At 53.9% G+C, this 12,498-nt stretch carries 9 protein-coding genes and 2 CRISPR repeat arrays (1 of these 11 cut by a window edge); all 9 genes read left to right on the forward strand.

Annotated features, from left to right (window positions below):
* Positions 1 to 75 precede the first annotated feature (75 nt).
* The 9 genes from RHH27_RS02260 to RHH27_RS02300 all read left to right on the forward strand — a co-directional run bounded on the left by RHH27_RS02260 (position 76) and on the right by RHH27_RS02300 (position 10,927).
* The gene (locus RHH27_RS02260) at positions 76 to 696 is read left to right on the forward strand and encodes a flavin prenyltransferase UbiX (protein WP_302678735.1); all 621 of its coding nucleotides are present in this window, start codon (positions 76 to 78) and stop codon (positions 694 to 696) included.
* Positions 696 to 1,211 carry a hypothetical protein gene (locus tag RHH27_RS02265; protein ID WP_302678736.1) on the forward strand — a complete coding sequence of 172 codons (516 nt, stop codon included), beginning with the start codon at positions 696 to 698 and terminating at the stop codon, positions 1,209 to 1,211. The genes RHH27_RS02260 and RHH27_RS02265 overlap by 1 nt, the downstream gene beginning before the upstream one ends.
* Before the next feature lie 30 nt (positions 1,212 to 1,241).
* Positions 1,242 to 1,904, forward strand: coding sequence for an SDR family oxidoreductase (locus RHH27_RS02270; RefSeq protein WP_286668649.1), 663 nt, complete (start codon positions 1,242 to 1,244; stop codon positions 1,902 to 1,904).
* A gap of 55 nt (positions 1,905 to 1,959) precedes the next feature.
* Positions 1,960 to 2,583 (forward strand): lysozyme, encoded by a 624-nt coding sequence (locus tag RHH27_RS02275; RefSeq protein WP_399364952.1) that lies wholly within the window; start codon positions 1,960 to 1,962, stop codon positions 2,581 to 2,583.
* Positions 2,584 to 2,777: 194 nt separating this feature from the next.
* Positions 2,778 to 3,630: a CRISPR direct-repeat array (repeat unit 36 nt; unit sequence CTTGCTTCCCTTCGGGGAAGTAGATTAAATGGAAAC).
* A 216-nt stretch (positions 3,631 to 3,846) separates the two neighbouring features.
* Positions 3,847 to 7,398 carry a methionine synthase gene (metH, locus tag RHH27_RS02280; protein ID WP_302678737.1) on the forward strand — a complete coding sequence of 1,184 codons (3,552 nt, stop codon included), beginning with the start codon at positions 3,847 to 3,849 and terminating at the stop codon, positions 7,396 to 7,398.
* A gap of 236 nt (positions 7,399 to 7,634) precedes the next feature.
* Entirely contained in the window at positions 7,635 to 8,966 is a 1,332-nt protein-coding gene (locus RHH27_RS02285; RefSeq protein ID WP_302678738.1) for a four-carbon acid sugar kinase family protein, read from the forward strand.
* A 125-nt stretch (positions 8,967 to 9,091) separates the two neighbouring features.
* Entirely contained in the window at positions 9,092 to 9,466 is a 375-nt protein-coding gene (locus RHH27_RS02290) for a cytochrome c (protein ID WP_302678739.1), read from the forward strand.
* A gap of 92 nt (positions 9,467 to 9,558) precedes the next feature.
* Complete coding sequence (gene sipA, locus RHH27_RS02295) at positions 9,559 to 9,774, forward strand: regulatory protein SipA (protein WP_302677217.1); 216 nt, start codon at positions 9,559 to 9,561, stop codon at positions 9,772 to 9,774.
* A gap of 37 nt (positions 9,775 to 9,811) precedes the next feature.
* On the forward strand, positions 9,812 to 10,927 hold the full coding sequence (locus RHH27_RS02300) for a glycosyltransferase family 2 protein (RefSeq protein WP_302678740.1): 1,116 nt from the start codon (positions 9,812 to 9,814) through the stop codon (positions 10,925 to 10,927).
* Between the two features lie 34 nt (positions 10,928 to 10,961).
* Positions 10,962 to 12,498: direct repeats of the CRISPR family, unit length 36 nt; unit sequence GTGCTCAACGCCTTACGGCATCAGAGGTAGAGGCAC; it runs 842 nt beyond the window's last position.

Genomic DNA, 12,498 nt, shown 5'->3' on the forward strand with positions numbered 1-12,498 from the left:
ATTGCAGTGCATCAAAAGGGGACGGTTGCCCTAACTTTGTTAACCTTATAACGGTTTTGTTTGGTGATCGCGGTTGTGACCTCCTCTTCTTTGCCAATTGTTTTGGGTGTAACGGGTGCATCGGGTCTCATTTACGCAGTGCGTGCCATTAAATTTCTATTACAGGCGGACTATCCTATTCAATTAGTGGCATCAAAGGCCGTGCACCAGGTGTGGCAAGCAGAATATGGCCTCACCCTGCCGATTCAGCCCGAGAAGCAGGAACTGTTTTGGCGCCAACAAGCCCAAGTCTGGACGGGATCCCTCACCTGTCACCGACCCACGGATGTGGCAGCGGCGATCGCCAGCGGTTCCTTTCGCACCTTGGGCATGGTGATTCTGCCCTGTAGTATGAGTACGGTCGCTAAGTTGGCGGCAGGACTGAGTTCGGATCTCCTAGAGCGGGTGGCCGATGTCCACCTCAAGGAACACCGTCCGTTGGTGCTGGTGCCCCGCGAAACGCCTTTTAGTCTCATTCATCTGCAAAACCTCACCCAATTGGCAATGGCCGGGGCGCGAATTGTACCCGCCATCCCTGCATGGTATCACCGGCCGCAGACCATTGAGGATCTAGTGGATTTTGTCATCGCCCGTGCCCTTGATCAGTTAGGGTTAGATTGTGTGCCGCTGCAACGTTGGCAAGGACCCCTTTCCTAATGCGCGCTTGGATTTATCTGGGGGCGATCGCCCTGCTCAGTACACTGGTCGTCCAAAATTGGCAGCCGCTGGTCTCGCTGCGCTTTTTGGGACAGCAAACTCCGGCGCTCCCCCTTGCCGCTTGGCTTGTGGTGGCAGCCCTCTCAGGAATCGTGGCGGGGCAGTGTTTACTCTGGCTAACCGCAGAAGCGCCAGTAGCGCGGCCAACCCCGCGATCGCAACCCCCTGAACCAGAACTGGATGCCTCGATGCGTCCGCCGGAGGATGAACCAGAGATCGATACCAGCGATGTGGAGGATTGGTTTAGCGAGCCTGAGCCAGCCCCCCGCGAACCAGAGATTCAAGATCGCCCCCGCACGACCTACTCGTACCAATATCGCCCTTCCCGCAAAACCACCGCCAAAGCCCCGCCACCCCCAGAAGAGGTTGTGGATGCCGAATACCGCATTCTGACGCCGCCACCCCCCAAGGACGCTCCCCCAGAGGATGAAGAAGACTGGGATATTCCCCTATGATCAAAGGCGTTGCCATCGGAGGAACAGCTTGTGAAAGTTGCCGTGGTTGGTGCCACAGGTCGCACGGGTCATCGCATTGTGAGTGCCCTACAAGCGTCTGAGCATCAGGCGATCGCTGTTGTGCGCAATCCCGCCAAAGCCCAAGGGCGCTGGCCAACGGTAGAGATTCGCACCGCTGATGTGACCCAACCGCAGACGCTGCCCCCGGCGCTCAAAGAGTGTGAAGCAGTCATCTGTGCCACGGGAGCCAGCCCCAGCCTCAACCCCTTGGAACCCCTAAGTGTGGATTATCTGGGCACCAAGAATCTGGTGGATGCCGCCAAAGCTGCCCATGTGCAGCAGTTTATTCTCGTCTCGTCGCTGTGTGTCTCGCAATTTTTCCATCCCCTGAATCTTTTTTGGCTGATTTTGTATTGGAAGCAGCAGGCAGAACGTTATCTCCAAGAAAGCGGTCTAACTTACACGATTGTGCGGCCGGGGGGTCTGAAGGAAACCGATGACGGTGGCTTTCCGATCATTGCCCCAGCAGATACCCTCTTTGAGGGGAGTATCGCGCGATCGCGGGTGGCGGAAATCTGTGTGGCAGCCTTGGGCGAGCCAAGTGCCTACAACAAAATTTTTGAGGTGGTCAGCCGTCCTGATCAAACCCCAGCCGCCTATCCAGAGTTATTCCGCTCAATTGCGGCAGTGTGAGGATCAGTTGGTGCGGTTTTCCCGTTGGTTGCTGGCGATCGCTCTTCTAGTGGGCATGGGCTATTTCTTTTTTGGGTCGCGTTCAAGTGCCCTCTGGTGGTACTGGTACCGCTGGCAGCCGGGTCAAATTGCCCCCTTAGTCATGCAGGGGGGTGATCCCTATGTACGGGCACTGATGCGCACCATTTCTGCCAGTGAGGCCAACGACGCCAATCCCTACACCCTGCTCTATGGTGGCGAACACGTCCAAGACCTCAGCCAGCATCCCGATCGCTGTATTCCCATTCGCCGCGGTCCCAATCAGCACCTATGTACCACCGCCGCAGGCCGCTATCAATTTCTCACCACCACTTGGGAAGAAAAAGCCGCCCGCTATCATCCCCAACCGCCGAGCTGGTTTTGGCAGGGCTATAGCTTTGCCCCAGAGTATCAAGATCAGGTGGTCTATCGCTGGCTGACAGATCCGGCTGCTTGGAATGCCGATATTCCCCAACTCTTGCGGGAGGGACGTGTACAGGAAGTTTTTGCCCTACTGTCGGATACGTGGACTAGTCTGGGCTACGGCCTTGAAAGCAACCTGATCACACCCCACCTCGAAGAGATTTACCAGCAACTGTTGGCTCAAGAATTAGCCGCCTCCCAGACTGCACACTCTCCGGGGAGGGATGCGTTACGCTAGTCAATTTTCTCTGCCGACGGATCTATTCGAGTGCCCCAATTTCTGATTCTTGCGTAGAATCCCTCGGAGTCCCTCTAGAAGAGGGTTTGAGTATTTTCAGTGGCTTCGTAGAAAATGATTTGACACCCCTCGCAGGGGATCCCTCGGAACAGGGGGTTGCAATCCGCTCAGGGAGAGGCTATATTGAAGATGCTCTTGCTTCCCTTCGGGGAAGTAGATTAAATGGAAACACCTCCTTAAATAAATCGGAGGTTTCTTTTTGTTCTTTTTCTTGCTTCCCTTCGGGGAAGTAGATTAAATGGAAACCAGGGTTTTTGCAACCCTGCGTTTGTTTTTCTTTCTCATCTTGCTTCCCTTCGGGGAAGTAGATTAAATGGAAACAGCGGAAATAATATCCGCCAATAGGGCGTTGTTCTTAGCTTGCTTCCCTTCGGGGAAGTAGATTAAATGGAAACTGAGCTTGAAAATATGTTTATTGCGCTTTGTGAACTAGCAGCTTGCTTCCCTTCGGGGAAGTAGATTAAATGGAAACTAGATCTAGAGCGTCATTAGTGATTTTTACTATCACTTGCTTCCCTTCGGGGAAGTAGATTAAATGGAAACTGCCGCAAATCCGATGGCACGTAAAGTAAATTGCGCTTGCTTCCCTTCGGGGAAGTAGATTAAATGGAAACTCGCGCATCAAGTTCTCGCGCAAGTTTTCGGGGAGACTTGCTTCCCTTCGGGGAAGTAGATTAAATGGAAACACCCACAAAACTGTGTCCTGCTGCGGCTTGGAGAATTTACTTGCTTCCCTTCGGGGAAGTAGATTAAATGGAAACACCACCTGAGCATGCAGATGTCCCCGCAGGTCTTGCGGGCTTGCTTCCCTTCGGGGAAGTAGATTAAATGGAAACAATTGAAATAGGTTTCATGTTTGGTTCACTCAATGCAACTTGCTTCCCTTCGGGGAAGTAGATTAAATGGAAACAAGTCAGAGGCATCAGAAATATCATGTCCTTGACCTTGGGTCTTGCTTCCCTTCGGGGAAGTAGATTAAATGGAAACAACAAGAACAGAGAAATACTGTCATCAAAAACAGGCTGAGTACTCAGTTTTTTGAAGGGGGGTGTTGAATTCTATTTTTTCTGCACCCCTAATTTTTTTGTCGCAAGAAGTGTCAAGGCCGAGCTGTCAGTTCCATCCGTGAGCAAAGGGCTGTACCGCTCCCGGAGAGATTAAAATCAGAAAAACCCTCTGGTGCAAATCGGCTGGCCTTGGTGGATGTCTATGTCGTTTCTTGAGTATCTCCATGCAGAACCGCGGCGCGTCATTGTCTTTGATGGCGCAATGGGCACGAATCTTCAGGCGCAAAACCTGACGGCAGAGGACTTTGGGGGCAAGGCGTACGAAGGCTGCAATGAATACTTGGTCATCAGCAAGCCAGAGGCGGTGGCCAAGGTGCATCGGGACTTTTTGGCAGCAGGCGCCGATGTCATTGAAACAAATACCTTTGGAGCCTCCTCCGTTGTTCTCAGTGAATACAATTTGGGCGATCGCGCCTACGAAATTAGCAAGAAAGCCGCCGAACTGGCCAAGTCCGTGGCCGCTGAATTTAGCACCCCCGAAAAACCCCGCTTTGTCGCTGGCTCAATGGGGCCTGGTACCAAACTCCCCACCCTTGGCCACATCGACTACGACACCCTCTACACAGCTTTTCGCGAACAAGCGGCGGGTCTCTTTGATGGCGGGGTTGACCTATTTATTATTGAAACCTGCCAAGACGTGCTGCAAATCAAGGCGGCACTCAATGGGGTAATGGCCGTCTTTCGAGAGCGGGGAGAACGCCGCCCTCTCATGGTCTCCGTGACGATGGAGCAGCAGGGCACGATGCTGGTTGGCTCGGAAATTGGTGCTGCCCTGACGATTCTGGAACCCTATCCCATTGATATTTTGGGACTCAACTGCGCCACAGGGCCTGACCTGATGACGGAGCATATCCGCTACCTCTCGCAGCACTCCCCCTTTGTGATTTCCTGCATTCCCAACGCCGGCTTGCCTGAGAACATTGGTGGTTGTGCCTACTACAAATTAACACCGATGGAACTGCGGCTAGCCCTCACCCGCTTTGTCGAGGACTTTGGGGTGCAAGTGATTGGCGGCTGTTGCGGCACTCGACCGGATCACATTGCTGCCCTTGCCGAAATTGCTGCCACCCTGACCCCCAAGGCGCGATCGCCCCAACGGATTCCCGCGGCTGCCTCGATCTACAGCCCGCAGCCCTACGACCAAGAGAATTCCTTCCTGATCATTGGTGAGCGGCTCAATGCCAGTGGCTCGAAAAAATGCCGCGATCTCCTCAATGCCGAAGACTGGGATGGCCTCGTTGCCCTTGCCCGTGCCCAAGTGCGTGAAGGTGCCCACATCCTTGATGTCAACGTGGACTATGTGGGGCGCGATGGCGTGCGGGATATGCACGAGTTGGTGTCGCGGTTGGTTACCAATGTCACCCTGCCCCTGATGCTTGACTCTACGGAGTGGCAAAAAATGGAAGCGGGGCTAAAGGTGGCGGGGGGCAAATGCCTGCTCAACTCCACCAACTTCGAGGATGGTGAACCCCGCTTTTACAAAGTTTTGGAACTGGCGAAAACCTATGGCGCTGGCGTTGTGGTCGGCACGATTGATGAAGAGGGGATGGCACGAACGGCTGAGAAAAAGTTTGCCATTGCTGAACGGGCTTATAAAGCCGCCCTTGACTATGGCATTCCCCCCTACGAGATTTTCTTTGACCCTTTGGCACTGCCGATTTCCACAGGCATTGAGGAGGATCGGGTCAACGGTCGGGAAACCATTGCCGCCATTCGCCGTATCCGCGCTGAACTCCCCGGCTGTCATATTTTGCTGGGGGTCTCGAATATCTCCTTTGGTTTAAACCCAGCGGCTCGCCAAGTCCTGAACTCGATGTTTCTCCATGAGGCGATGCAGGCGGGCATGGATGCTGCCATTGTCAGTGCTGCCAAGATTCTGCCCTTGGCGAAAATTGAGCCAGAGCACCAAGAAGTGTGCCGTGATCTGATCTATGATCGGCGGCGATTTGAGGGGGACGTGTGTGTCTATGACCCCCTTGCGGAACTGACCCGCCTCTTTGAGGGCAAAACCACCCAACCGGATCGCTCGCAGGTGGAGAACCTGCCCATTGAGGAGCGGCTAAAGCGCCACATTATTGATGGCGATCGCCTGGGGCTGGAGGACACCCTCGCCAAAGCCCTTGAAACCTATGCTCCCCTTGAAATTATCAATACCTTCTTGCTCGATGGCATGAAGGTGGTGGGTGAACGCTTTGGCGCTGGGCAGATGCAACTGCCCTTTGTTTTGCAGTCCGCAGAAACGATGAAGGCCGCCGTCGCCTACCTCGAACCCTTTATGGAGAAATCTGCCACGGGGGACACCGCCAAGGGCACTGTCGTTATTGCCACGGTGAAGGGGGATGTCCATGATATTGGCAAAAACTTGGTGGATATTATCCTCACCAACAATGGCTATCGGGTGATTAACTTGGGGATTAAGCAACCCGTTGAAAATATCATCCAAGCCTATGAGGAGCATCAGGCAGACTGCATTGCCATGAGCGGCCTCTTGGTGAAATCCACCGCCTTTATGAAGGAGAATCTGGAGGTCTTTAATGAGCGGAGCATTACCGTTCCCGTGATTCTGGGGGGGGCGGCCCTCACACCCAAATTTGTCTACGAGGATTGCCGCGCCACCTACCACGGTCAAGTGATCTATGGCAAGGATGCTTTTGCCGATTTGCACTTTATGGATCGGCTGATGCGGGCAAAGGCCGCAGGGCAGTGGGACGATCGCCAAGGATTTTTGGATGGCACAACGGTCTCTCCCCCAGAGGCAGAGGCCACACCGGCGATCGCCCCCGAACCCCCCTTGGTGACTGAACCCGAAACGCCAGAAGTAGTAGATACACGCCGTTCTGAAGCTGTTGCGGTGGAGATTCCCCGCCCCACACCCCCCTTCTGGGGCATTCGTCACCTCAAGGCGGATCAGATTCCCCTTTCTGAGGTCTTTGCCTATCTGGATCTCCAAGCCCTGATTGCGGGTCAGTGGCAGTTTCGCAAACCCAAGGATCAAGACCGTGCCACCTATGATGCCTTCCTTGCCGAGAAGGTTTATCCCATCCTTGAGGAGTGGAAACAGCGCATCCTTGCGGAAAACCTACTCCATCCTGAACTGATTTATGGCTACTTCCCCTGCCAAAGTGAGGGTAACACGGTCTATCTCTACGATCCGCAGCGGGTTGGTGACAAAAGTGCCTGCGTCCCTGAGCGGGCGATCGCCCAGTTTACCTTCCCCCGCCAAAAGAGTGGCCGCCGCCTCTGTATTGCCGACTTTTTTGCCCCTGCGGCATCGGGCATCATTGATGTCTTTCCCATGCAAGCGGTGACCGTTGGTGAAATTGCTACCCAAGTGGCGCAGGAGCTATTTGCGGCCAATCAATACAGTGACTACCTCTACTTCCACGGCATGGCGGTGCAAACGGCGGAAGCCCTCGCAGAGTGGTGTCATGCCCGCATTCGCCGTGAATTGGGCTGCACTCCCGATCCAGAGTCGATTCGCGATATTCTTGCCCAGCGCTACCAAGGCTCCCGCTATAGCTTTGGCTATCCTGCCTGCCCCAATATGCAGGATCAATATACGCAACTGCGACTCCTCGAGAGCGATCGCATGGGGATGTATATGGACGAGAGTGAACAACTCTACCCTGAGCAATCCACCACGGCGATCATCTGCTACCATCCCACCGCCAAGTATTTCAGCGTCTAAGCCTCAGCTTTCTGCGTGCTAAAACTAATCATTCAAAAGACGCTGCCATGGGTACACCAAGGGCATCCCCTAAACAGGCACCCAATAATCCATTGACAACAAGCATTCATAGGGAGCAACCAGATCGGATTTTTCAAGAGTTCTCAAGAATTCTTATCACCCTAGGTACCCCATGTTTTAGAAAAGAACTGTCGCGATCGCCCCAATGATAAACTGCAAACGAAAGAGTGTCGGAGATGCCCTCGGTGACGCGCCCAAAAATTATTGTTCTAGATGATGACCCCACCGGTTCGCAAACAGTGCACAGTTGCCTGCTGTTGACCCGCTGGGATGTGGATACCCTCTGTCGTGGCCTCACCGATAGGGTGCCCATTTTCTTTATCCTCACCAATACCCGTGCTTTGCCTCCAGAAATCGCAGCGGAGGTCACGCGCACCGTTTGCTGTCATTTGAAGGCGGCGATCGCCCAAACCGGCACCACCGATTACATGGTTGTCAGCCGTTCCGACTCCACCCTCCGCGGCCACTACCCCCTTGAAACCGATGTGATTGCCGCTGAACTGGGACCCTTTGATGCCCATTTTCTGGTGCCTGCCTTTTTAGAGGGGGGGCGCATTACCCGTGATAGCCAGCACTATCTGCTTGTTGCAGGTCAGCCGGTGCCCGTTCATGAAACGGAGTTTGCCCGCGATTCCGTCTTTGGCTATCACCACAGCTACTTACCCGACTATGTGGCCGAAAAGACCCAAGGGCGCATCCCCGCCGCAGCCGTAGAGCGTTTTGTCCTTGCCGATGTGCGCAATCCAGAGACCCTGCGCAGCCGCTTGAGTCAGTTACAAGGCAATGTCTGTGGGGTGGTGGATGCCGAGAGCCAAGAGGATTTAGACCAATTTGCAGCAGCAGTGCTTGAGCTTGCCAGTCAAGGAAAACGCTTTTTGTTCCGCAGTGCTGCCAGTTTGCTCACGGCCTTAGCGCAGCTGCCGCCCCAGCCCACCCCCCCAGAGGCAATGGCCACCTATTGCCGCCCTGGCCGCTATGGTGCGATTTTGGTGGGTTCCCACGTGCGCAAAACTACTGAACAACTGACCGCTTTGCTGGAGGAACCCGATGTGTTTCCCATTGAAGTGCCCGTGGCTCGATTGCGCGACAGTGGGGCGGCTGAACCTGACATTATCAACGAAGTCTTGGCGGCAGTGGATCAGGCGATCGCCAGTGAGAAAACCCCCGTCATCTTTACCAGTCGTGAGGAACTCACCTTCGCGGATGCAGCGACACGGTTAGCCTTTGGGCAGCGAGTCTCGGAAGTGCTGATGGCGATCGTCCAGCAGTTGCCCGCCGATTTGCGCTACCTGATCAGCAAGGGGGGCATCACCTCCAACGATGTGCTGAGTAAGGGCTTAAACTTAGCCACGGTTCGCCTCTTGGGGCAAGTGATTCCGGGCTGCTCCGTGGTGCGCACGGGTGCTGATCATCCCCGTTTTCCCGCATTACCAGTGGTGCTGTTCCCCGGCAATGTCGGCGATCGCGAGGCATTGCGCATGGTGTATCGTCGCTTTCACAGTCCTTAGTGGATAGCTCAAGCCCTTGCTTTTGTCTAGGAATTTTTACTTAGTGGCTTGAATCTCGCTGAGCTCAGGGTTTAGAATGCAGTTGTAACAATAATAAACAATTTTTAATCTTTCCCGATAAGTGAATGAGTTTAGTCAACACGGTTGGGGTTCGATCAACGGTATGGCGCTGGCTGCTGCCTGTCTTGGTCGTGCTGGTGGTGGGTGGCGGTTGGGGGGTTTCTCTGCTATTGCCCCTGCGGGATCCCTACATTCAATCGGTACGAGCAGCGGTGGGCGATCCGAGTCGCGGCGAGCAAATTTTTATTCTCAACTGTGCGGCTTGTCATGGCATTGATGGCAAGGGCGAAGTGGGTCCTAGCCTTGTGCAGATTAGCCACCGCCGATCGCAAGCAAAGCTCATCCAGCAAATTATTAGCGGCGATACCCCTCCCATGCCCAAGTTTCAAGCCCAACCCCAAGACATGGCCGACCTATTAAGCTACTTGAAGACACTCTAAAACTTTTGACAAAAATCTCACAGGCGAAACCAGTATATTAAATTGAAAATTGTGCTACCAGAATTACGCATTTCGAGCATTCTTTGGTGGGAATGGAAGAAGCCTTTGCGGTGGGCGATCGCGTTCGCCTTGTGGAACTGCCCCCCTATGTGAAAACAGCGGAGCCAATGCCAATGTTGCGTCCCGCCAGTATCCTCACCCTCGGTGAAGAGGGGGTGATCCTCGGCCAGCAACCGGGGAACTATTGGGTCGTGCGCCTAGCGCGGGGTGCCTTTTTGCTGGAAGCCAAGTATCTCAAACGGCTGTAGTGCCTTCGCTGCTATGGCTCCGCTGCTGTCTCTGTGCATGATTGTCAAAAACGAAGCCCATCAATTACGGCGCTGCTTGCAGTCGGTGCAGCCTTGGGTGGATGAAATCATTGTTGTGGACACGGGTTCCACCGATGGGACGATCGCCATTGCCCGCGAGTTTACTCCCCATGTCCATGCCGTTGTCTGGCAAGCAGATTTTGCTGCCGCCCGCAATGCCTCCCTAGCCCATGCAAGCGGGGAGTGGGTCTTTTACATTGATGCCGATGAAGAATTGGTGGTTACAGATCCCCAATGGCGAGACCAGTTGAGCGCTGCAAGTGGGGATGCCATCAATCAGTGGAGTCTGCTGCGCCGTGAACAGGCGAGCGATCGCAACTGGAGTGAGTTTTGGAATGTCCGCTTTGGCCGCCGTTTTCCTGATCTTCACTTTGCCGGGGCACTCCATGAGCAACTGTACTATCGGGAGCGGCAGACAGTGGTGGGTCAGTTGCAGGGGGTCTATCTCATTCACCACAACCAACAGACGCCAGATCAGTTTCTGGCAAAGCTTCGCGATCGCAATATTCCCATCCTCGAAAAAATGGTGCAGCAGGGCGATCGCCGACTGCAAAACTTGGTGTGTCTTGGGGATCACTATGCCGCCTGTGGCGATGGCGATCGCGCCCAAGCTTGGTATGAACAAGCCCTTGAGCAAATTGCCCCTGCCGTGGCACAGGGAATTCTGCCTCAGGAGACGACTTGGCTGCGCCATCTTCTTTTTTGGGTGAGCTACCGTGCCTTTGAGGCCAAGGACTACGAAACGGCTCAGTATTACCTCAGCTATGGCCTACGCTTCTTTGATCGCTATCCGCCCCTGCTCTATGTGGCGGGGTTACTCATCTTTGAATTGGGCTTGCATCGCGGAGCCTTGCCCTACTTTCACCGCTGTTTAGATCTCTTTGAGCAGGGAACCTACGATCGCGCTGAACCCTTCGATCGCCAGTGGATGACCACTCAACCCGCCTATAGTCTAGGTTTTACCTACATGACCCTTCAGGAGCGCGATCGCGCCATCGCCTATTTTCAAAAGACCCTTGAATTTAACCCTGACTATTCCCCTGCGCAGACCTACCTGCAACAACTGTTGACGGCATCGGCAAATCAAGGGTGATGCGAGTTCCCGCCCCTGCTGCCGAGCGAATCCAGTGCTCAACGCCTTACGGCATCAGAGGTAGAGGCACTCTCTTGCGGTGTCCCGTTTGATGATCTGTATGGTGCTCAACGCCTTACGGCATCAGAGGTAGAGGCACAAGGAATAGGGGAATGGTGGATTGAATTAACGCGTGCTCAACGCCTTACGGCATCAGAGGTAGAGGCACTTAAAATTGGGAAGGCTGAGTCGCCCAGCAGATCGAGGTGCTCAACGCCTTACGGCATCAGAGGTAGAGGCACGAGTAGGCGGCCAGAGTAGTCAAGAGTAGGCGGCGTGCTCAACGCCTTACGGCATCAGAGGTAGAGGCACCTACGTATTGGAGCGGTGGGTGAAATTGTCTAAGCCAGTGCTCAACGCCTTACGGCATCAGAGGTAGAGGCACAACCAAGAGCCAAGAGCCAAGAGCCAAGAGCCAAGTGTGCTCAACGCCTTACGGCATCAGAGGTAGAGGCACCAGAAAGCCTCACCAAACAAGGGTTTACAGACCGTGCTCAACGCCTTACGGCATCAGAGGTAGAGGCACTTGCGCCCGCTTTCTGATCTGCGTTCGCTTTCTAAGTGCTCAACGCCTTACGGCATCAGAGGTAGAGGCACACAATCACTTTCCCCATGGTTTTGGGGATACTGGGTGCTCAACGCCTTACGGCATCAGAGGTAGAGGCACTTGTACACTTCTGAGATATTTTTCTGTTCCAAACGTGCTCAACGCCTTACGGCATCAGAGGTAGAGGCACCTTATTAAAGAACCTATTTCTCAAAGTAACTTATGGTGCTCAACGCCTTACGGCATCAGAGGTAGAGGCACATGATGAGCGTCCCTGAGCCTCCTTGGACAGACCTCGTGCTCAACGCCTTACGGCATCAGAGGTAGAGGCACGTTCCTTACAGTACTGATATAGAAGGACTTAAAGATTAGTGCTCAACGCCTTACGGCATCAGAGGTAGAGGCACTTCTATCACAGGCTTATTCCTTGAAGACACCTTTAGTGCTCAACGCCTTACGGCATCAGAGGTAGAGGCACAACTTAATACAACCAAATCAAGAGAATTTGGATTATGTGCTCAACGCCTTACGGCATCAGAGGTAGAGGCACCCGCAAGTAAATGGTCAAGGCGCCAAGCCTCTTCTAAGTGTGCTCAACGCCTTACGGCATCAGAGGTAGAGGCACATAGTCCGCGATTACTACTCTTTGCGGCAGTGTTTCCTGTGCTCAACGCCTTACGGCATCAGAGGTAGAGGCACCCAAAAGGACGACCAGATTGCCCCAGAAGGACGCGTGCTCAACGCCTTACGGCATCAGAGGTAGAGGCACTCCTCAAAATAATTACATGCCAAATTCATTTTCTTGTGCTCAACGCCTTACGGCATCAGAGGTAGAGGCACATATAATTAACGTAGTGGTGTTTTTGGTTAGTTTTGTGCTCAACGCCTTACGGCATCAGAGGTAGAGGCACAAAGCGGCCAAGGAAAGACCAAGGAAAGCGGTGTGCTCAACGCCTTACGGCATCAGAGGTAGAGGCACGACAAG

This window comes from Thermosynechococcus sp. PP555 (assembly GCF_031583225.1).
Taxonomy (GTDB): domain Bacteria; phylum Cyanobacteriota; class Cyanobacteriia; order Thermosynechococcales; family Thermosynechococcaceae; genus Thermosynechococcus.